At 70.5% G+C, this 20,562-nt stretch carries 15 protein-coding genes; 12 read left to right on the plus strand and 3 right to left on the minus strand.

What is annotated here, in order from left to right; translation table 11 throughout:
* Window position 1 precedes the first annotated feature (1 nt).
* The 7 genes from otsB (at window position 2) to AB0F91_RS17485 (ending at window position 7,743) form a co-directional block, all read left to right on the plus strand.
* A complete protein-coding gene (gene otsB, locus AB0F91_RS17455; protein ID WP_360598546.1) occupies window positions 2–3,325 on the plus strand; it encodes a trehalose-phosphatase in 3,324 nt (1,107 codons plus the stop codon).
* Window positions 3,309–4,097 (plus strand): HAD-IA family hydrolase, encoded by a 789-nt coding sequence (locus AB0F91_RS17460; RefSeq protein ID WP_360598547.1) that lies wholly within the window; start codon window positions 3,309–3,311, stop codon window positions 4,095–4,097. Before otsB ends, AB0F91_RS17460 begins: the two co-directional genes overlap by 17 nt.
* A complete protein-coding gene (locus tag AB0F91_RS17465) occupies window positions 4,094–5,092 on the plus strand; it encodes an ROK family glucokinase (RefSeq protein WP_360598548.1) in 999 nt (332 codons plus the stop codon). Before AB0F91_RS17460 ends, AB0F91_RS17465 begins: the two co-directional genes overlap by 4 nt.
* A 198-nt stretch (window positions 5,093–5,290) precedes the next feature.
* Window positions 5,291–5,758, plus strand: a complete 468-nt coding sequence (locus tag AB0F91_RS17470; RefSeq protein ID WP_360598549.1) for a hypothetical protein — start codon at window positions 5,291–5,293, stop codon at window positions 5,756–5,758.
* Between the two features lie 351 nt (window positions 5,759–6,109).
* A complete protein-coding gene (locus tag AB0F91_RS17475) occupies window positions 6,110–6,259 on the plus strand; it encodes a hypothetical protein (protein WP_360598550.1) in 150 nt (49 codons plus the stop codon).
* The gene (locus AB0F91_RS17480) at window positions 6,256–6,591 is read left to right on the plus strand and encodes a hypothetical protein (RefSeq protein WP_360598551.1); all 336 of its coding nucleotides are present in this window, start codon (window positions 6,256–6,258) and stop codon (window positions 6,589–6,591) included. Before AB0F91_RS17475 ends, AB0F91_RS17480 begins: the two co-directional genes overlap by 4 nt.
* A gap of 93 nt (window positions 6,592–6,684) precedes the next feature.
* The gene (locus tag AB0F91_RS17485; protein ID WP_360598552.1) at window positions 6,685–7,743 is read left to right on the plus strand and encodes a DUF418 domain-containing protein; all 1,059 of its coding nucleotides are present in this window, start codon (window positions 6,685–6,687) and stop codon (window positions 7,741–7,743) included.
* A gap of 431 nt (window positions 7,744–8,174) precedes the next feature.
* Here the strand turns inward: AB0F91_RS17485 and AB0F91_RS17490 are convergent, their stop codons facing one another.
* Both AB0F91_RS17490 and AB0F91_RS17495 read right to left on the minus strand, forming a co-directional pair.
* A complete protein-coding gene (locus AB0F91_RS17490; protein ID WP_360598553.1) occupies window positions 8,175–9,632 on the minus strand; it encodes an ATP-binding protein in 1,458 nt (485 codons plus the stop codon).
* Window positions 9,629–10,318: a response regulator transcription factor gene (locus AB0F91_RS17495; RefSeq protein ID WP_360598554.1), complete on the minus strand. Its 690-nt coding sequence runs from the start codon at window positions 10,316–10,318 to the stop codon at window positions 9,629–9,631. The genes AB0F91_RS17490 and AB0F91_RS17495 overlap by 4 nt, the downstream gene beginning before the upstream one ends.
* Window positions 10,319–10,452: 134 nt before the next feature.
* On the opposite strand from AB0F91_RS17495, the gene AB0F91_RS17500 reads away from it, so the two are divergent.
* From AB0F91_RS17500 to AB0F91_RS17515, 4 genes are all read left to right on the plus strand, one after another.
* Entirely contained in the window at window positions 10,453–11,199 is a 747-nt protein-coding gene (locus AB0F91_RS17500; protein ID WP_360598555.1) for an ABC transporter ATP-binding protein, read from the plus strand.
* Window positions 11,199–13,691, plus strand: coding sequence for an FtsX-like permease family protein (locus AB0F91_RS17505; protein ID WP_360598556.1), 2,493 nt, complete (start codon window positions 11,199–11,201; stop codon window positions 13,689–13,691). The genes AB0F91_RS17500 and AB0F91_RS17505 overlap by 1 nt, the downstream gene beginning before the upstream one ends.
* Before the next feature lie 1,107 nt (window positions 13,692–14,798).
* Window positions 14,799–17,822, plus strand: a complete 3,024-nt coding sequence (locus AB0F91_RS17510) for a DEAD/DEAH box helicase (RefSeq protein WP_360598557.1) — start codon at window positions 14,799–14,801, stop codon at window positions 17,820–17,822.
* Window positions 17,815–18,552, plus strand: coding sequence for a hypothetical protein (locus AB0F91_RS17515; RefSeq protein WP_360598558.1), 738 nt, complete (start codon window positions 17,815–17,817; stop codon window positions 18,550–18,552). Before AB0F91_RS17510 ends, AB0F91_RS17515 begins: the two co-directional genes overlap by 8 nt.
* 158 nt (window positions 18,553–18,710) lie before the next feature.
* On the opposite strand, the gene AB0F91_RS17520 is transcribed toward AB0F91_RS17515, so the two are convergent.
* On the minus strand, window positions 18,711–19,682 hold the full coding sequence (locus AB0F91_RS17520) for an AraC family transcriptional regulator (RefSeq protein WP_360598559.1): 972 nt from the start codon (window positions 19,680–19,682) through the stop codon (window positions 18,711–18,713).
* Window positions 19,683–19,759: 77 nt separating this feature from the next.
* Between AB0F91_RS17520 and AB0F91_RS17525 the strand changes: the two genes are divergently transcribed.
* Window positions 19,760–20,344, plus strand: coding sequence for a DJ-1/PfpI family protein (locus AB0F91_RS17525; protein WP_360598560.1), 585 nt, complete (start codon window positions 19,760–19,762; stop codon window positions 20,342–20,344).
* Window positions 20,345–20,562: the final 218 nt, after the last annotated feature.

Raw genomic sequence — 20,562 nt, forward strand, 5'->3', positions numbered from 1 at the left:
GATGACCGAGCCGACGTCGATGGTCCGGGAACTTCCCCACGCGTTGCGTGACGGTGATCGATTCGCCCAGCGGCTGGCCGGACGGAGCCCGGCGGTGTTCCTCGACTACGACGGTGTGCTGGCCCCGATCGTGGACCACCCCGAAGACGCCCTGATTTCCGACCGCATGAGAGACACGGTGCGGGCGCTGGCGACGCGCTGCCCGGTTTGTGTGGTCAGCGGGCGTGACCGGCTCGACGTGCAGCGATTGATGGGGATCGACGACCTGGTGGTCGCCGGCAGCCACGGCTTCGACATCTGGAGCCCGGCCGCCGGCGAGATCCACCACGATGCCGCGAGCGGGTTCGAGGACGTCATCGGCGAGGTCACCGATCGCCTGCGCACCGAAACCGCCTCGATCCCGGGCGTGGTGATCGAACCGAAGAAGGCCTCGGTCGCGGTGCACTACCGACTCGTCGACCCGGACCGGCGCCAACGGATCGCCACCGTGGTCGAGACGCTCCTCGCCGAGCATCCGGATCGGCTGAAGATGACGCCGGGCAAGATGGTCTACGAGCTTCAGCCGAAGATCGACTGGCACAAGGGCAAGGCCGTGCTCCACCTGCTCCGTGACCTGCACCTGGACTCGCCGGAGGTGGTCCCGATCTACCTCGGCGACGACATCACCGACGAGGATGCCTTCCGGGCACTGGCCGGTCGCGGGGGCGCCGGCATCTTCGTCGGCTCGGCCGATGATCCGGAAGTGGGCGACCGGAACACGTCGGCCGACTTCATCCTCTCCTCCCCGGAAGAAGTGGCCCAGCTGCTGTCCACTCTGGCCGTCGGCGAGGGCCGGCCCCCGGACGAGGAGGAATCCGTCTCCGACTGCGTGCTCGTCTACGACCACTTCGACCCAAGCGCTGAGGGTCTGCGGGAGTCGCTGACGTCGACGGGCAACGGATACTTCTGCACCCGCGGTGCCGCCGAGTGGGAGGACGCCGGCGGAGTCCACTACCCGGGCACCTACGCGCACGGTGGCTTCAACCGGGAAACCACCATCCTCGGGGGACGCCCGGTGCAGAACGAGGACCTGGTCAACCTGCCGAACTGGCTGGTGCTCAAGCTGCGCATCGAGGGCGAGGACGCGATCAGGCTCGGCAACGTCGAACTGATCTCCTACGAGCACTCCTACGACATCCGGCTCGCGACCGTTCAGCGCGTCGTGCGCTTCCGCGACCGCGCCGGCCGGGAAACGACGCTGCGCAGCCGCCGCTTCGTGAGCATGGCCCACAGCCACCAGGCCGGCATCGAGTGGACGCTGACACCCGAGAACTGGTCGGGTCGCGTCGAGGTGATCTCCGGGCTGGACGGCCGGGTGACCAACCAGATGGTCGCCCGCTACCGCGAGCTGGAGGGACGTCACCTCGACCCGGTGTCTCCGCGCACTTTCGGTCCGGAGACCATCGCGCTGAAGGTGCAGACCCGGCAGTCGGACATCTACGTCACCGAGGCCGCCCGCACCCGTGTCTTCCTCGACGGGGAGCAGCTTCCGGTGGAGCGCAGCCTGGATCAGATGGATGACTACATCCAGCAGGTCATCACCTTCGACGTGGCGCGGGGCCGGCCGGTTCGGGTTGAGAAGATGGTGTCGCTGTTCACCTCGCACGACAACGCGATCACCGAGACACTGGCAGCCGCGGGCCGGGGCGTCCTGCGCTACCCGGACTTCGCCGAGGCACTGGTGGAGCATGCTTCGGCGTGGACTGAGCTGTGGGAGGTGTGCGACCTCGAGCTCCCGCGGGAACCACGGGTTGAACTGCTGCTGCGGTTCCACGTGGCGCATGTGCTGCAGGTCTGCTCCCGGCACACCGCACGGCACGACGCGGGTGTCCCGGCCCGGGGGCTCAACGGCGAGGCCTACCGCGGCCACGTGTTCTGGGACGAGCTGTTCATCTACCCGTTCCTCAACTTCCGGCTGCCCGACATCACCCGCGGCTTGCTCCTCTACCGCTATCGCAGGCTCACCGAGGCCCGCGCGGCTGCCCGGGAAGCGGGCTTCCGCGGCGCGATGTTCCCGTGGCAGAGCGGCAGTGACGGCACCGAAGAGACCCAGGTCGTCCACCTCAACCCGCTTTCCGGTCAGTGGGACCCCGACCTGAGCCACAACCAGCGCCACGTCAACGCGGCCATCTTCTACAACGTCTGGCAGTACTACCAGGCCACCGACGACCGGGAGTTCCTGCGCGATTACGGCGCCGAGTTGATGCTCGAGATCGCGCGGTTCTGGGCCTCGATCGCCCGGTACGACCCGGAGCGCGACCGCTACGAGATCCACGGCGTGATGGGACCCGACGAGTTTCACGAGCGCTATCCCGGCAGCGAAGAAGGCGGTTTGCGCAACAACGCCTACACCAACGTGATGGTGGCCTGGATCGCCGACACCGCTCCGCGTGTGCTGAGGCTGTTGCCGGCCAGCCGCCGCGCCGCGCTGCGCGCCCGCCTCGGACTGACCGATGACGAGCTGCACACGTGGGACGAGATGAGCCGCAAGATGTACGTGCCGTTCCACCCGGACGGCATCATCAGCCAGTTCGAGGGCTACCTGGACCTGGAGGAACTCGACTGGGAGCACTACCGGGCCGAGCATGCCAACATCCAGCGGCTGGACCGGATCCTCAAGGCGGAGGGCGAAGAACCCGACCGCTTCAAACTGGCCAAGCAGGCCGACGCGGTCATGTTGTTCTTCCTGTTCTCCGACGCGGAGCTACGCACTCTCTTCCGCCGGCTCGGCTACGAGCACGATGCGGAGCTGACCCGGCGCACGATCGACTACTACGACCGGCGCACCTCCCACGGTTCGACGCTGAGTCTCGTCACCCACGCCGGCGTGCTCGCCGCGCTGGACCCGAAGAGTTCCTGGGACCGGTTCATCGTGGCGCTGGAGAGCGACATCGGTGACGTCCAAGGAGGAACGACCAAGGAAGGCATCCACATGGGTGTCATGTCCGGGACCTTGGACCTGCTGCAGCGCTACTACGTCGGCAGCGCCGTGCGGGACGGCGTGCTGTACTTCGCGCCGACCCAGCTCAACCGGCTCGACGGCCTGGTTTTCTCGATGCAGTACCGCGGCGTGCCGCTACGGGTGTCGATCACGGACGACGAGCTGACCGTCTTCGCGCTTCCCCAGGGCTTCCGCGGGCCGGTCTTCATCGGCGTCGGAGACGAGGTCCACGAGCTCGGGGCGGGGGACAGCCGGGTCTTCACCCTGTCCCACGAGCACGGGCCGGTGGCGGCGGGGAGCCACCCGGGCCACGCGGAAGGGAGTCACCATGGCGAAGGGCTTTGAGGGCGCGATCTTCGACGTCGACGGCGTGCTCGTCGACTCCCCGCATGAGCGGGCCTGGAAGGACTCGCTGCGCGAGCTGATGGAGACCGAGTGGGCCGACATCCGCGACCGGACCAGGTGGTCGGACGACCGCTTCACTCCCCAGGTCTACCAGCAGGTGATGTCCGGCAAACCCAGGGCCGCCGGAGCACTGGCCGCCCTCGAGTACTTCGAGGTCCCCGACGCGAAGGCGCGCGTCGAGGTCTACGGTGCGCACAAACAGGACATGGTCATCAAGCTCATCGAGGCCGGCGAGTTCGAGGCCTACCCCGACGCGCTGCGCTTCGTCCTCGCGGTGAAGGCCGCGGGCATCCCGACCGCGGCGGCGTCGTCGTCGAAGAACGCCGGGCTTTTCCTGCGTCAGATCCGCCTCGACACCTTCGCCGCGCAGAACGGCCTCTCCCACGACTTCGTGACGCCCGGATTGAGCCTGCTCGACTCCTTCGACGCCGACATTTCGGGCCGCGACTTCGCCCACGGCAAGCCACACCCGGAGATCTTCCTGACCGGCGCGGCCGAACTCGGCGTCGCCCCCGAAGACTGCTTCGTCGTCGAGGACGCGGCCAGCGGCATCGAGGCCGCCAAGGCCGGCAGGATGTCGGCGTTGGGTGTCGCGAGGGCCGACGACGAGGCGTTGCTCGCAGCCGCGCGGGCCGACCTCGTGGTGACCTCTCTCGACGAGATCGACGTAGCGGCGCTCGGCCGTCACGTGCTGGCCGGGCGGGCGTCATGAACAGCCCGGCGACGGAGACGGTTCCCCGGCCGGTCCACAAGGCCGCTGAGGGGACGCTCGCCATCGGCGTCGACATCGGCGGCACCAAGATCGCCGCAGGGGTGGTCGACGAGGGCGGGCACATCGTCGCCCGCACCCGGCGTCCGACACCCGCCGACGACCCGTCGAAGACCCAGGAGTCCATCGCCGACGCCGTTCGGGAGCTGACCAGCGAGTACACCGTGGTCGGGGTTGGCCTGGGCGCGGCGGGTTTCGTCGACGAGAAGCGTTCGACCGTGATGTTCGCGCCGAACCTCGCCTGGCGCGACGAGCATTTGCGGGAATCGCTGGAGAGCCGGCTCGGCATTCCGGTGATCGTGGAGAACGACGCCAACGCCGCCGCGTGGGCCGAGGTCCGGTTCGGCGCCGCCCGCGGCGAGACCCACGTCGTCATCCTGACCATCGGTACCGGGATCGGCGGCGGTGTCGTCCTCGACGGGAAGCTCTTCCGGGGCCGCTACGGGCTGGCCGCCGAGATCGGGCACTTCACCATCGTCCCCGACGGACGACGCTGCGGATGCGGCCTGCACGGCTGTTGGGAGCAGTACGGCAGCGGGCGTGCGCTCGTGCTCGAGGCGCAGGAGCAGGCGACCGTCGCGCCCTCGATGGCCCAGGAGCTGCTGCGGCTCGCCGGGGGGCGTCCGGCGGGCATCACCGGTCACATCGTCACCGAGGCCGCGCGGTCCGGCGACGTGACCGCCCTGAACTGCTTCGACGAGCTGGGCAGGTGGCTCGGGCGCGGGATGGCCGCGCTGGCCGCGATCCTCGACCCGGGCATGTTCGTCATCGCCGGCGGCGTGAGCGAGGCCGGGGAAATTCTCCGCGCACCGACGGAGGCCGTCTTCCGCAAGAACCTCACCGGCCGCGGACACCGCCCGGCTGCGAAGGTGCGGATCGCCGAACTGGGCAACGATGCCGGACTCGTGGGCGCCGCCGACCTGTCCCACCTGCGGTGAGCCCGGCGGGTTCGAGGCGTCGGTCGGGATTCTCGACCGGCAAGTCCTTTGTGGACTCCTCGGCCCGGGTGGTGCGCGGGTTCTCACCCCTTCTCGGCGGCGACCGTCGCGGCGCTTTCGCCCGTAGACCACAGCCCATGCGGCGAACTATCATGAGAGTGCACAGCGTGTCAAGGGCTGACCGAGTGGGTGGTCTTCATGCGCAGGTACCTCGTGGTCGCGAACCAGACCCTTCTGGGTCCGGAGCTGCTGAACGAGCTCCACAAGAGGATCGAGGCGGGCCCGAGTTCCTTCTACGTGCTCGTCCCGAACACCGCCGCCGTGCACTACCACACGGTGCCGGCCGCCGGCGGCTTGATGCCGATGCCCACCGTGGTGATGGACTTCGGCCGACCTGCCTCCGACGAGGAGGCGACAGCGCAGGCCCGGCAACGGCTGGACCAGGTGCTCGCCGACCTCACCGTGCGGAAGGTTCACGCGAACGGCGACCTCGGGAGCGCCCAGCCGCTCGAAGCCATCGAGAAGGTGCTCGCGAGCCGCGAGTTCGACGAGATCATCGTGGCCACGCTGCCCCGGCGCGCCTCCCGCTGGCTCCGGGCCGACCTGCCGCGCCAAGCCGAGCGCCGGTTCGGCCTGCCGGTCACCACGATCATCACGAAACGCTGACCGGCCGCGCGGCAACCTATTGTTCGATCAGGTACCGAGTGGGAAAGTCGCGGATCTGATGCCCAGGAACCCGAGGGGAACGTTCTCTCGTGAGTCCGCGGCAGCTCACGCAGCTTTCCACGACGAACTTTTCACCGCACCGGCCCGATAGCCGAACATCGATCCGCGCCCGACCTGGCGCGAGCACTGTCGCCACCTCAGACGCCGCGCCCCCGCGGGCTGCGCCCTGTGTGCGTTGGCGGCGTCTTGGGGTTGGTTTGCCGGCGTCGGGCATCGAGGGAAACCGGTGGCGACTTCAGCCGCGGTGATCACCGCGGCAAGCCTCGCGGAGTTCAAGCCCGCCGCGAACCCGTGACCCTTGACGGGGTCGTTCAGCTCGTGCGCGACGCGGAACCGCAGGCCTGCCGCATCGTGCCCGACGCCGGGCGGACACTGGACCGGGCGATCGCCGATCTGTGCGCCAGCCTCAACCCGGGGCGGTCGTCCTCGGTGGCCTGGTGAGCGCCGCCGGTGGCGTGCTCGTCGATGCGTCGGGAAAAGCCTTGGTCGCGGTGGAAGAACGCCTCACCGAACGGTGTGAAGTGCGGCGCGACCCGGCCGCTTTCGTTACGCCGGGCCAGGCGCCGGTCGCGCTGACGACGTGGGCCGTGGTGGTGCTGTCCGCGACGACGTTTCCCAGCCGTCGAAGGAACCCTGCGCGCTTCACCTGGCGGCCCGCAGGTGGTGAACGTGTGGTGCGGATACGGCGCCGCCGGCCGGCGATAGATCACTTCCGCGCGGCTGACGAGAAGCTTCCGTGCCAATCACCGGAAGGATCGTGCCACCACCTGTGAATCTGCGACCCGGAGTCATCCTGAAGATCGATGTCCGACCACTCAGGACTGAGGCACGCTCATCGCACCAGAGCACACAGAAGGGAATCCTCCGTGGAAACGGTTGTGAACCCGCTCGCGACCCCCGTGGTCCGGCAGCGGATCGAATCGATCGACATCATCCGCGCGCTGGCGGTGATGGCGATCCTGCTGGTGAACATGGGGGACTACTACGCGAACGCGAGCCCCGGGCACCGGCCCGCGCCGACGGCGTCGGCGGTGGACTCGTGGTCGGCCCGGCTCGTGGACCTGCTGGTACTCGACAAGTTCCACTTCATCTTCGCGTTCCTCTTCGGCGTGAGCGCGACGATCCTGTTCGGCAACATGACCCGGCGCGGAAAGTTCTGGGCGCCGTACCTGCGGCGCATGGCCATCCTGCTCGTGTTCGGGCTGGCCAACCTGGTGCTGCTGCGCGCACCCGACGTGCTGGCCGTTTACGCGCTCAACGGCGCGGTGCTTGCCCTCCTTTTCCGTGCGCCGCAACGGATTCTGCTCACGGTCGGCCTCGTGGTCGCGCTCGCCGGGAACCTGGGCACCACCGCGATCGCCCTGGCGAACCACTACGGCGGCGCCGGGATCGGGCAGAACTCGTGGCTGGCGGCGGGTGTGGTGGTGCAGTCGTTCGGGCACACGGTGCTGGGTTGCTGGGCGTTCCGGGCCGGTCTGCTGACCGACGATGCGCGCGTGCCGGCCGTGCGGAAGTTGTTTGCGGTGACGGGGGTCGCCACGATCGCGCTGTGGGCGTGGACGCTGTCGCTGACCGACGCCGATCTGGCGCACGTGCTCGAAGGGAACCTGGCCGTGGTGCCGGCCCTCGCGTACCTCAGCGGGCTGGTGCTGTTGCTGCGCTCGGCCCGGCTGCGGGCGGCCCTGCGGCCACTGCAGAGCTACGGCCGCATGGCGCTCACCAGTTACCTCACCCACGCGATTCTGGGCGTCGCGCTGGTCGGTGCGCTCGCGTCGACCCGGACGATCCCGACGTCGGTGCTCCTGCTGCTGTGCCTGCCGATCTGGGTGGTGCAGCTGGTCTTCAGCCACCTGTGGCTGAAGCGGTTCGCCTACGGCCCGTTCGAGTGGCTGTGGCGGGCGGGCACGTACTGGGCGCGCCCCTGACGCAGGCCCCGCGCCGGACGTGCGGTGGACGGTTCAGGCGGTTGCGCCTTCGAAGACCTTCAGCACCTGTTCACCCTGCTCGCACACCGTCGGCGCCACCGGTTGCCCGGGTCGTGCAGGCGGAGAGGATCACCGATCTCTTCCGGCGTGCCGGCCCGATCCAACCCGACCGGCCGGTGCGGCGAAACGGGCGGCGCGGTGGCGGTCGCATACTGGGAGAACTTCGCCACGATTCGGCCGGCCGGTGGTCGCGCAGGGGGGAACAGCACCTGCTCCTCGTGCAGATTCAGGTGGCGCCTCGGCGACCGGGGCAAACGCCTCCTCCGGTGGCGCCGCCCGGCGACCAGCGTCGCCGCCCATCGCAGCGCCGGCTGCTCGGTGTGCGGCGAGGCCGGCGCGCCGAGCACTCCGACGGCCACGCAGTGGCCGGCTCAGTCCGCGGCAGGCAGCCGTGCGACCAAGCGAGCGCCGGTTTCCGAGTCCGCCACCGCCAGGGAACCTCCGTGGCGCCGGGCGATTTCCCGCGCCAGGGTGAGACCCAGACCGGAGCCGCCGGCGTCGCGGGTGCGGGCGTCGTCCAGGCGGGCGAAGCGGTCGAAGACGCGTTCACGATCGGCCGGCGGGATGCCGGGGCCGTCGTCGAGGACTTCGAGGACCACGGTGGTGCCGTGGCGGCCCACGGTGACGGTCACGGCGGAACTCGCGTGGCGGACCGCGTTGTCGAGGAGGTTGCGCAGCAGGCGTTCGAGCTGCACTGGTTCGCCGAGCACCCGGACCGGACCGTCCACAAAGGAATGAGCCACCGGGCCGTCGGGCGCGGCTGCACGTTCGGCGACCTGTTCACCCACCACATCCGCCAGGTCGACCTCCACCGGCGAGACGCGACCGGGGTCGACGGCCAGCTGCAGGAGGTCGGCGGTGATGCGGTGCAGGCGTCGGATGTCGAGCAGCGAACGTTCGGCGACGGCGGGCCAGTCGGCGCGCTCGGGGTGCGCTAGCGCGACCTCCAGGCCGGTACGCAGGTTCGCGAGCGGGCTGCGCAGCTCGTGGCTCGCGTCCGCGACAAACCGTTCTTGCTGTTCGTGAGTGTGCTGCAGGCGCTCGAGCGTGGCGTTGGTCGTGTGCGCCAGCCGGGCGATCTCGTCACGCGAGCGTGGCACCGGCACGCGGCGGCCGAGCTGGCTGCCGCTCACTTCGGCGAGCTCGCCGCGGATCGCCTCCACGGGGCGCAGTGCGCGGCCGGCGGCGAACCACGCGACGAGCGCTGTGAGGAGCACGGCCAACGGCACGAACACCTCGAGGGTGTCGTCGAACAACGCCAGCGTGGTGAGCGTGTCCCACGGCAGCACGAACAGGTACAGCGTCAGCCGGTAGTGCTCGCTCGAAGGGGCGGCACGCGAAAGTCCGGCGTCCACAGTGGAGCCTTCTCGGCCGAGCGGTTCCACCAGGGCGGCCGGCACGTCGTCGACGACGGTCCCCACCACGGTGTACGTGCGGTACTCGCGCCACTGCGGATGTGTGCCCGGGTGCAGCGCGGCGGTCGTGGTGGTCGTCCAGCCGTGCGGCGCATCACGAGGCGCCGGCGGCAGCGGTTGCCACGCTGGATCCAGCCGGGTGAGGTTGCCACTGTGGACCACGGCCCGGCCGTCGTCGGTGACCACCTCGAACATCGCGTCGCCGTTGAGAGCCGCCGAAGACAGGGCACCCAGGCGATAGGCGTCGGCGACCCGGTCGAGCTGCGCCCACGTCGACTGCACGACGTTGCGCGACAGCTGCGTCACGACGAACTGCCGGATCCCCCACCACCCCAGCCCGAACACCGCCACGCTGAGCAGCAACGCCGCGAGCGCCGTGCTCCGGCGCACCGACTCGGGCCACCACCTACTCATGCGGACGCGCCAGGCTCGTCGGCGACCAGCCGGTACCCCACGCCGCGCACGGTGGCGATCGTGCGCCGCCCGAACGGCGCGTCCAGCTTGCGCCGCAACGCGCTCACGTAGACCTCCACGATGTTCGGATCGCCCTCGTACGCGACGTCCCACACCTGGTCGAGGATCTCGTGCTTCGCCACCACGTGCCCGTCGTGGCGCAGCAGGCATTCGAGCACCGCGAACTCCTTAGTGGTCAGCGCCACCGGCGTGCCGCCACGCCGGCAGGTGCGTTTCGCGGGGTCGAGCACCAGGTCGCCGAACGTCAAAGCCGCCGCCGCACCTGCCCGGCCGCGGCGGACGAGCGCGCGCAGGCGGGCGGTGAGCACGACGTAGGAGAACGGTTTGCTGAGGAAATCGTCCGCGCCCGTGTCGAGGGCCTCCGCCTCGTCGTACTCGCCGTTCTTGGCCGTCAACATGAGGATCGGTGTCGTCACCCCGCGCTCGCGCAGAGCGGCGCAGACCCGGTAGCCATTGAGCTTCGGCAGCATGATGTCCAGCACGATCACCTGGTACGGGTGCAGTTGTCCCAGTTCCAGCCCGGCTTCGCCATCGCTGGCGAGGTCCACGGCGTACCCGTCGGCCTCGAGCCCCCACCGCAACGTCTCGGCCAGCCGTTTCTCGTCTTCGACCAGGAGCACCCTCATGCCACTGATCTTCTCAGACGCCCGCGCGGGTTCCTGAAGCGTTCTTCAGGGTTCTTCAGGAAGGCTTCAGCGCGGCCTCGCCAAGCTCGTGCCGAGGCGCCGAGTGCGGCGCGCCGAGGTCGGGGAGAGAGCGGATGCAACCAGATACAGTGGACAGTCCCGTCGCCGCGGGAGTGCGGCAGGTCGTCAAAGTCCACGGACGCGGAGACACCGCGGTGCGGGCGCTGGACCACGTGTCCCTCGACTTCCCGGCGCGGCGGTTCACCTCCGTGCTCGGACCGTCGGGCTCCGGCAAGTCCACACTGCTGCACTGCCTCGCCGGACTGGACACCGTGGACTCGGGCAGCGTCCGCATCGGACGGACCGAGCTCACCGGGCTCTCCGACGCGGCGCTCACCCGGTTGCGGCGTGACCACGTGGGGTTCGTGTTCCAGTCGTTCAACCTGCTGCCGACGATGACGGCCGAGGAGAACATCCTGCTCGGCCTGCGTCTGGCCGGCCGCAAGCCCGACCCGGCGTGGCTGCGCGTGGTCGTCGACGCGCTCGGCCTGCGGCAACGCCTGCGCCACCACCCCGGTGAGCTCTCCGGGGGCCAGCAGCAGCGCGTGGCGTGCGCGCGGGCACTGATCGGACGGCCGCAAGTCGTGTTCGCCGACGAGCCCACCGGCAACCTCGACTCGCACTCCGGCACCGAAGTGCTCGGCTTCCTGCGCGCATCGGTCCGTGAGCTCGGCCAGACGGTGGTGATGGTGACGCACGACCCCGTCGCCGCTTCCTACACCGACCACGGTGTGCTGCTGGCCGACGGCCGCGTCGCCGCCCACGTGCCCCGTCCGACGGCCGACTCCGTGCTGGCCGCGCTGACCGGCCTGGGGGTGTGATGCTGCGCGTCGTTGCCGCGGGGATCCGGGCCCGGCCCCTGCGTCTGCTGCTCTCGGCCGTCGCGATCGCCCTCGGGGTGGCGTTCGTGTCCGGTTCGTTCATTCTCTCCGGGGCCGTCGGCGCCGGGCTCCGCGACGCTGTGTCCTTCCGCCTGCGCGGGGTCGACGCGGTGATCAGCCAGACCCGCGGTGCGGGCTTGGACGACGCGCTGCTCGCGAAGGTTCGGGCAGTGCCCGGCGTGGCCGCGGCGGAGGGCCGCGTCACCGTGAGCGCACCGATCCGCGACGCCTCCGGGCACGCGACCGACGCGGCCGCCACCGCGCTGCCCGCCGACGCCGCGCTGCGGCCGTTCGACCTGGCCGGTGGCCGGTTCCCGCAGCAGCCCGGCGAACTCGCGATGGAGAAGACCACCGTCGAGGGCTTTTCGCTCGGCCGGCATGTGACGCTGTTCGACCAGCAGGGCAAAGCGCACGTGTACACGCTCGTCGGGACCTTCAGCCGGCCGACGGACGCCGGGATCGGGGCCGACAGCCTGGTCCTCACGCCCGAAGGGCTGCGCCAGGTGGCGCCCGACGCGGAGTTCGACGAGATCGTGGTCCGGGCGGCGCAGGGGGTCGCCCCGGCGCAGCTCGTCGCGCAGCTCGACCGGTCGGTGGGCGGTCATGGCGTTTCCGTGGTCACCGGCAGCCACGCGGCCGCCGAACTGCTGAGCACGACCGCGCCCGACTCGGCGGGGCTCACGAAGTTCTTCACCGCGTTCGCCGTGCTGGCGATGATCGTGGCCGCGATGGTGATCGCCAACTCCTTCACGATCCTGGTCGCGCAGCGCGCCAACGAGCTGGCGCTGCTGAGGTGCGTGGGCGCCGGGAAGCGGCAGGTCTTCGGCGCGGTGCTGGCCGAAGCGGCCGTGGTCGGCGTGGTGGCCTCCGTCGTCGGGCTGTTCGGCGGCCTCGGCGTCGCCGCCGCGCTGCAGGCGATCACCGGCTCGCCAGGGGCACCGGTCCACGTCCCGCTGACCGCTCGGACCGCGGTCCTGGCGCTCGTCGTCGGTGTGCTGGTCACCGTGCTCGCAGCCGTGCCCCCGGCGCGGGCCGCGACGCGGACGGCGCCCGTGGCGGCGTTGCGGAAGCCGGTCGAAGGGCGCCAGGCCCGCGCGGGACGGCCACGCACGATCGTCGCGGCGGTGCTGCTCGTGGCCGGAATCGGAGCGGCGGTCGCCGCGCTCACGGCCGAGGCCCAGGACGGCGCGGTGCTGGCCGTCGTCGCGATGATCGCGCTACTGGGCGCTCTGCTCGCGGTCGGGCCGCTGCTGGCCGGGCCCGCCGTGCGCGTGCTGGGTGCCCTCACCTCCCCGGCGCTGGGCGAGCCCGCGAAGCTCGCGGCGCTCAACGCCGACCGCAACCCCCGCCGCACGGCCGCCACCGCTGCCGCGCTGACCATCGGACTGGCCGTCGTCGCCCTCGTGACCACGGTGACCGCGGGCCTCGAGGCCGGCCGTGGCCAAGGCGTCGAACAACAGCTGCGTGCCGAGTTCACGGTGACGTCAGTGGTCAGCGGGCAAGGACTGCCCGCGACCCTGCCGGCCACGCTCGCGGCGGTGCCGGGGGTCGGGGCCACCGCGCCGGTCACCGAGTTCACGGGCGACCTCGGCTCGCTCGGCGCCTACGGCATGACCGCCGTGCGCGGCGACGCACTCGGCGCTCTGCTGCGGCCGGTGATCCTCTCGGGCGCGCTGGACCGGCTCGGCCCCGGTGAGCTGGCGGTGAGCCGGCAGTTGTCCGAAGAGACCGGGCTCGTGGCGGGCGCCTCCGCACGCACGGGTTCGGGGGCGCCGCTGCGGGTCGTGGCCGTCTACGACAGCGTCGACGCACCGGGCGCCGACCTCGGCCTCGCGCTCGTCGACCTGGGTGAGCTGCCGAAGATCGCTCTGCCGGACAGCGAACACGACAGCAGCATCCTCGCGAAACTCGCCGACGGCGCCGACGCCGACCAGGTCGCAACCGCGCTGGACCGGGCACTCGAACCGACTCCGCTGGCGAAGCTGAACACGATCGCGGAGCTCGAAGACCAGCTGTCGGCACCGCTGCGCAGCACGCTCGACCTGCTGTGGGCGCTGACCGCGCTCGCCGTGCTGATCGCGTTCGCCGGGATCGCCAACACGCTGTCGCTCTCGGTCCTCGAACGCACGCGCGAGTCGGCCCTGCTGCGAGCCCTCGGCCTGACCCGGGGCGGACTGCGCGCCGCGCTGGCGGCCGAGTCGGTGTTCGTGGCCGTCTTCGGCGCGGCCTGCGGCCTGCTGCTCGGGATCGGTTCGGCGTGGCTGATCGCCCGCGTGGCCTCGACGGACGCGGAGCCCGTGCTGTTCACGCTGCCCTGGGCCCGCCTCGCAGTACTGCTGGCCGCAGCCGTGCTCGCGGCCCCGATCGCCGCAGCGCTCCCGGCCCGGCGCGCGGGGCGGGGCTCCCTCACCGCGGGGATGGCCGCGCAGTGATCGAGTCCCGCTGTGCACTGAGGACACCCGCTTTTCGGCCCGGCGGCGAGCCGATTCCTGCGAGACCGTCCGTGGCTTCGGCTGTCCGGGATCGAGCGGAGCCACAAGCGCCCAGACGGTGTGAAAGCCCGGTAACAACCCGCAAGTGGTGCGCGATTGCCAGATAACGAGCTGTACTCGACAGTTCTCGCTTTCCGACCTCGGATGAGAACGCGAGCTCGACGTCGAAGGTCTGAACTTTCGCGAACTGTACGTTCTCGACCTGTCCGAATCGGTTCCTGTTGCAGCCGGGCGGCGTTACGTGAACGGGCGTGCGGGATGCCGGCGGCAGGGTCGGCCTCGACAACCAGCCTCTCCCGCAGTGGAAGGCGGGGTCACAACGAGGCGTGGCAACACCCGCCCGAAGAAGGCGCCGGCCAAGACTCCTGTGGGCACGCGATTGGTGGACGCTGCCGTCGGGGATCGCGGTGCTCTGCGAGGAACTGATGGACAGCCATCGCCATCCCTTCGTGCACAGCACACCCGAGGGGTATCCGTGGCGGTGGTCGAACTTCCGGATCCGGTTCGGGCGGCCGGCCGGGGGACGGGATCGAGCTCGATGCCTCCGGGGCGGGGGAGTGGCGACCGTCGATTCTGCCGACGGTCACCCGAGGGCCGGCACACGCACGCGCGTGGCCGACCGAGAATGGACTCCCGGAAGTCGCGCGACGGGCGCCGGTTGCGGCAGAAGCCGAAAGGCATCGCGCGGGATCGACGACCACGTGACCACGGCGATGGTGAACCAGACCCCGGACGCGCCGGACGATCGCCGGCGGCGTTGTCCTCCGGGGGAGCGGGCGAAGCTGGTGTCGTGGTCCCCGCACTTTCGGGCCCGTCGGGCGATCGAGCCCGGGGCCACCGCCGGATCATCGCCGTTCGACGACTGAAGACCTGCCCTCCGAAGAGGAACAGGGCTTCTGATCTGCGGTTTCAGCTGGTGCGCAAAACTGGGATCGAACCAGTTCACTGCCAGTCGGGTCACGGCCGCCGTGGTCTCGGGCGGCGACCTCTACGTCTGCCGTGCGACGATCTGCGGGGAATCCGGATCGGACGAAGGAGCCTCAGACCTTGCCTTTGGTGCACGCTCTGTGGTCTCCGGGCCGGGGTCTGCTGCTCTGGGCGGAGCACGACCGAGGCCCGGCCGGCACGTCGAGTCGTTCGGCGCGGGTCGCGCTCCCGCATCCGTTCGCGGTCTCCAGCGCGAAGCTGACCGCTCTGCATCCCGGAAAGCCCACGTCGGCGACGTTGCTGCTCCCGTCGCGGGCGAACCGGCCGCTCGCCTCCTCCGAGCCGGCGGCGGGCGTTAAGCGGCGTGGCTCGGCGCTGACGTTGCGGCCGTGGTCGGTGCCGGCGTTGATCGTGGACGCGACCGAGCTGGACGACCTCGACGACTCGGCCTCATACGGCGCTTCGGTCACCTACCTGCGGGCGGTTGCCCGCATGGCCGCGGATCTGGTGAGGCGCGGGCGGGTTCTGCCGACGCTGGTCCGCCAGGGCGATACGGCGGAGGCCCGATGGCGCCCGGTGCTGCAGGGCGTGGATTTCGTCGCGTTCGACGCACTGGTCGCGGCCATGCCGCCGGTCGGGCGGGCCGAGCAGATCGCGCCGCTCACCGGCGCCTCACCGCGCGCGCTCGTCACTGATGCGCTCCATGCCCTGGTCGACGCGGCGGTCCGCGACCGGCTGGCGCGGGCGGATCCACTCGTCGACCTGCGCGGAGGCCGGGGTGCGGCCGGGGTGTGGCTGTCCGCTTTGCAGGGCGGCGTTCCCCGCGTCGGCCTGCCGCTGGGAGAGCTCGGTGTCCTGGCCGACGCCGTCGCGAAGTGGGACGAGGTCGCCGACACCGACGTCGTCGACGGCCGGGCGTGTTTCCGGCTGGCCGAAGTCGGCACACTGCGTCAGCCGGACGCGGCCGATCCCGACGACCAGACCGGCGACGGCACCAAGTGGCAGCTGCAGTTCCTCCTGCGTGCGACGCCCGATCCGAGTTTGCTGCTGTCGGCGGGGCAGATCTGGTCCGGCCGGGCAAACGGGCTGGTCAGGGACCCGAAGGGGCTGTTCGTCGCCGAACTGGGCCGGGCCGCGCTGGTGGAACCGGTGCTGGCGCCGGCATTGCGCAGGACCCAGCCGTCCGAGTACGACCTGACCGTCGAGGAAGCCGAACGGTTCCTCACCTCGGGCGCGACCCGGCTGATCGAGGCCGGGTTCGAAGTGCAGCTGCCAGCCACCTGGGACGGCAGGCGCCGGCTCGGACTACGGCTCGCCGTCCGCAGCACGCCCTCCGAGCAGGTCGTCACCCGCAGCCGGGTGGGCCGCGACGAGCTGGCCGGGTTCCGCTGGTCGATCGCGGTGGGCGACGACGAAATCGGCGAAGAAGAGCTGGCCAGGCTCGTCGCGGCGAAGACACCGCTGGTGCGGCTGCGGGGCAGGTGGATCAGCGTCGACGCCGACCGGCTCCGCGCCGGTCTCGAGTTCCTGCGCCGCGACCCGCACCGGCACGCCCAGCGCCCCACCGCGGCCGAGCTGCTGGAGCTCGTCCACCTCGCGCAGGAGACGCCGCTCCCGGTCACCGACGTCAGCGCCGACGGCTGGGTCGGGGACGTCCTGGCCGACCGGGTGCACCAGGCCGTGGCGCCGGTCGAGCTGCCGCCGTCGTTCCGTGCCACGCTGCGCCCCTACCAGCAGCGGGGTGTCGCCTGGCTGGCTTTCATGTCGGCGCTGGGGCTCGGTGCGTGCCTGGCCGATGACATGGGCCTCGGCAAAACCGTCCAGACGCTGGCGCTCGAGGCCGTCGAGCGCGCAAACCACGATCACCGGCCGACGCTGGTGCTGTGCCCGATGTCGCTGGTCGGCATGTGGCAGCGGGAGGCGGCGAACTTCGCCCCGGGCCTGCGTGTCCACGCCCACCACGGCAGCGCCCGCGCACACGGGGACGCGCTCGCCGAGCAGGTCGCCGCGGCCGACCTCGTCGTCACGACCTACGCCACCGCCGCCCGTGACGCCGACGAACTCGAGACGTTCACCTGGCGACGCCTGGTGCTCGACGAAGCGCACGCCATCAAGAACGCCGACACCGCGACGGCCAAGGCGGTGCGCCGGTTCACGGCCGGACACCGGCTGGCGCTGACCGGCACCCCGGTGGAAAATCGGCTGGCGGACCTGTGGTCGGTGCTGGACCTGCTCAACCCCGGACTGCTCGGCAACAGGTTCGAGTTCCGGCAGCGGTTCGCCGTCCCGATCGAGCGGCGGGGCGACACCGCCACGGCCGCCGCCCTGCGCCGGCTCACGCAGCCGTACCTGCTGCGCCGGGTGAAGACGGACCCCACGATCGTCCCCGAGCTCCCGGAAAAGATCGAAATCAGGCAGGAATACCGGCTCACCCGCGAACAGGGCACGCTGTACTGCGCGATCGTCGACGAGATGATGAAGAAGATCGAGAACAGTCAGGGCATCAAGCGCCGCGGCAACATCCTCGCCGCGATCACGAAACTCAAGCAGGTCTGCAACCACCCCGCGCACCTGCTGCACGACGGCTCCCCGATCGGCCACCGCTCCGGCAAGATCATCCGCCTCGAAGAGGTCCTGGCGGAGATTCTGGCGTCGGGCGATCGGGTGCTGTGCTTCACGCAGTACACCGAATTCGGCCATATGCTCGTGCCCCATCTGTCGGACCGACTCAGCGCCGAAGTCGCGTTTCTGCACGGCGGCCTGGCAAAAGGGTCGCGAGACGCGATCGTGGAACGCTTCCAAGCCGGCGACGGGCCGCGGATCCTCTTGCTCTCGCTCAAGGCAGGCGGCTCTGGGCTCACGCTGACCGCCGCGAGCCAGGTCCTGCACCTGGACCGCTGGTGGAACCCGGCCGTGGAGAACCAGGCCACCGACCGGGCGTTCCGGATCGGGCAGGGACGCCACGTCCAGGTCCGGAAGTTCGTCTGCCCAGGCACCATCGAGGAACGCATCGACACCCTGATCACCAAGAAACGCGCGCTCGCGGGAATGGTCGTCGGCGAGGGCGAAAGCTGGCTCACCGAACTGTCCACGGACGCGCTGCGCGGCGTGCTCACCCTGGGGGAGGAAGCGATCGATGACTGAGCCACTCCCGTGGTGGCCGACCCGGTTCATCCGGGCGTTGACGGCGATCGGCGTCCTCCTGCCCGCGCGCGGCCAGGGGCGCGTCGTGTTCTTGGAGGTCGGTGCCGGGCGCGTCGACGCCACGGTTCAGGACAGCCGGCCGCGCCCGTACCAGGTGAGAATCGGACTGACGGCGTTCGGGAAATCGGACTGGGCGGCGATCACCCAAGCCCTCGCCGCGAAAGCGTCGTCCACGGTCCTGCTGCTCAGCGGCGAGCTGCCTCGTGACGTCGAACAGATCTTCAAAGCGGTCCGGCTGCCCGTGTTCCCGTCGTCGGCGCGGGAGGTGTCACTGGACTGCACCTGCCCGGACGTCGAGGTGCCGTGCGGGCACCTGAACGCCGTGTTCACCGCGCTCGTGGCGCGGGTCGGCGACGATCCGTTCACCATCCTCGCTCTGCGCGGCCGGGACCGCGAGACGCTGCTCGAGGAGCTGAAGAACCGGCTCATCTCCGCCGAGCCGCTCGATCCTGACGACAGTTCTCCGGCCCTGACCGACGTCCTGGACACCTTCTTCGACTGCGGTCAGGCCCCGGGCCTGGGCGGCGCGGCGCCGTTGCACGGGCCGCGAACGTCGTTCGATGCGCTGCTTGGCCAGGCCCCGCCGTTCGCGATCACGGTGGGCGGCGAAGACGTCGCCGAGCTGCTCCGGCCGGTGTATCAGGCACTCGCCGGAGAGCACGGCAGTTAGTTCTAATCTAGCTAGTCCTACGATCCGACCTCGGTTATGCCACTGGCGATCGCCCGCGAACGGCCTGTCTGCTCAAGCCGCGACGCTTCCACGGCAGCGAGCGCTCTCCGGGGCACCATCGCCGGCACGTCCGGACGGCTCGTTCACCAGCACACCGCTCAGGCGGCTTCATCGGTGTGGCCGCGGGTCCGGCGGCGGTAGGCGCCTGGTGCCTGGCCGGTCATCCGTTTGAACGCCAGGCTGAATGCTGTCTCCGAGCCGTAACCGACGGAGCGGGCGATGGCCGCGATGCTCTGGTCGGTCCTGGCCAGCCGGTCGGCTCCCAGTTCCAGGCGCCAGCCGGTCAGGTACTCCAGCGGCCCCTGGCCGACGGCCTGTTTGAACCGGGCGGCGAGGGTGGAGCGGGATACGTGGGCGGTGTCGGCGAGTTGCTTCACCGTCCAGTGGCGGGCGGGGTCGGCGTGCATCGCCCGCAGCGCGGTCGCGGTGACGGGCTCCGCGAGACCGTATATCCAGCCTCGGCCCGCTGTTCTGTCGCTGATGTGGTGGCGCAGGAGGTCGATGAGCATGACGAGGGCGAACTGTTCGGCGACGATGCGGGAGCCGAGCCGGTCCTGGCGGAGTTCGCGGTCGATCCGGGTGAGCATCTGCTGGGTCGTCAGGGCGCCTTCGGCGTGGCTGGGAAGGTGGATGACCGGGGGCAGCCCGTCCAACAGCAGCTGCCTGGCCCGACCGTCGAACTCGAAGCTGCCGCCGACGAGGCGGGCGGTGACCGGCTCCGTCGGTGGTCCGACGAGAGCCGCCTCGGCAGGCGTGGAGCGGAAGTACGGCGCGGCCGGCTGCACGTCGACTGTGGGCGAGGTGGCCAGCACGTATTCGGCCGGCCGGGTCAGCAGGAAGACGTCCCCGGACCGGAGCGTGAGCGGCGCTTGGTCGTCGACCGTGAGCGTGCACTGGCCTTCCAGCACGGCGTTGAACTTCGCCCCCGGCGGCGCCGGGAACAGCACCGCCCAGTCACCATGGCCGACGAGCCTCGCCGTGAGCCGGGCCCGAGCACCGGTCAACGACAGGATGCTTTCGAGAGGGTCCAGCAGTTCTGGACGATCTATTTCCTGAACTGGACTGTTCACTATTTTACGTCTCCTTCCCTCGACCTAGGTTAGAGGTTGTAAGAGATCCGCAGAAGCATCACCCCAGGAGGTATCCCGTGTCCGACACCGTGCCCGTCGCCGACATCCGCGTCGCTGTGCCGACCAACGAGCCCCGCAAGGGCCGCATCGCCGTCCTCACTGCCGACAAGGTGGAGGACATCGAGTTCTTCTACCCCTACTACCGCTTCGTCGAGGCCGGCTACGACGTCGACGTCATCACGCCGTCGGGCGGCGTCCTCACCGGCGCTGCAGGCCTCGGCATCCGGCAGACCCTGGCAGTTGCCGACGTCGCCGCCTCCGACTACCTCCTGCTGTATGTGCCTGGCGGCTACGCGCCGGTCGAGCTGGGGGACAGCCCTCTGGCGCTGGAGTTCATCCGGGCCTTCGCCGCCGCGGACAAACCGATGGGCCTGGTCTGCCACGGTCCCCAGGTTCTGATCTCCGCGGGGCTGGCAGAAGGACGCCGGCTCGCCGCGTGGTACGGGGTACGCCCCGAGATCGAGGCTGCCGGCGGCACGTGGATCGACGAGCCTGTCGTCCAGGACGGCACCATCTTCACTGCCCGCAAACCCGGCGATCTTCCCGTCGAACTGCACCGCATCATGGCGCACCTGCGCAACCTCGAGCAGCAGCCTGCCTGAGCGCGTCTCCACGGCCTACGCCGCCCTCGCCACGACATCCTCGCCGACGTCGACCCCATCCTCGCCGACGTCGACCCGCGCGGCACGCGGCCTCAGATCACCGCCGGCGCCTCCGGGATCCGGCGCGCGCCCCCGACCCCCGGCCCCCGGCCCCCCCCGGGGGCGGGTCTCCAAAAAGAGTGGGGGGGGGCGGCCGGGAAAATCACCACTTTGTGGAA

The sequence above is a fragment of the Amycolatopsis sp. NPDC023774 genome, from assembly GCF_040639695.1.
In the GTDB taxonomy this organism is placed as follows: Bacteria; Actinomycetota; Actinomycetes; order Mycobacteriales; family Pseudonocardiaceae; genus Amycolatopsis.

Excerpts from the sequence above, each read along its gene's own strand:
- AB0F91_RS17500 (WP_360598555.1), top strand. The coding sequence starts at position 10,453 with ATGCAACCAGATACAGTGGACAGTCCCGTCGCCGCGGGAGTGCGGCAG.
- otsB (WP_360598546.1), top strand. The coding sequence starts at position 2 with ATGACCGAGCCGACGTCGATGGTCCGGGAACTTCCCCACGCGTTGCGT.
- AB0F91_RS17490 (WP_360598553.1), bottom strand. The coding sequence starts at position 9,632 with ATGAGTAGGTGGTGGCCCGAGTCGGTGCGCCGGAGCACGGCGCTCGCG.
- AB0F91_RS17495 (WP_360598554.1), bottom strand. The coding sequence starts at position 10,318 with ATGAGGGTGCTCCTGGTCGAAGACGAGAAACGGCTGGCCGAGACGTTG.
- AB0F91_RS17465 (WP_360598548.1), top strand. The coding sequence starts at position 4,094 with ATGAACAGCCCGGCGACGGAGACGGTTCCCCGGCCGGTCCACAAGGCC.
- AB0F91_RS17470 (WP_360598549.1), top strand. The coding sequence starts at position 5,291 with ATGCGCAGGTACCTCGTGGTCGCGAACCAGACCCTTCTGGGTCCGGAG.
- AB0F91_RS17505 (WP_360598556.1), top strand. The coding sequence starts at position 11,199 with ATGCTGCGCGTCGTTGCCGCGGGGATCCGGGCCCGGCCCCTGCGTCTG.
- AB0F91_RS17460 (WP_360598547.1), top strand. The coding sequence starts at position 3,309 with ATGGCGAAGGGCTTTGAGGGCGCGATCTTCGACGTCGACGGCGTGCTC.
- AB0F91_RS17515 (WP_360598558.1), top strand. The coding sequence starts at position 17,815 with ATGACTGAGCCACTCCCGTGGTGGCCGACCCGGTTCATCCGGGCGTTG.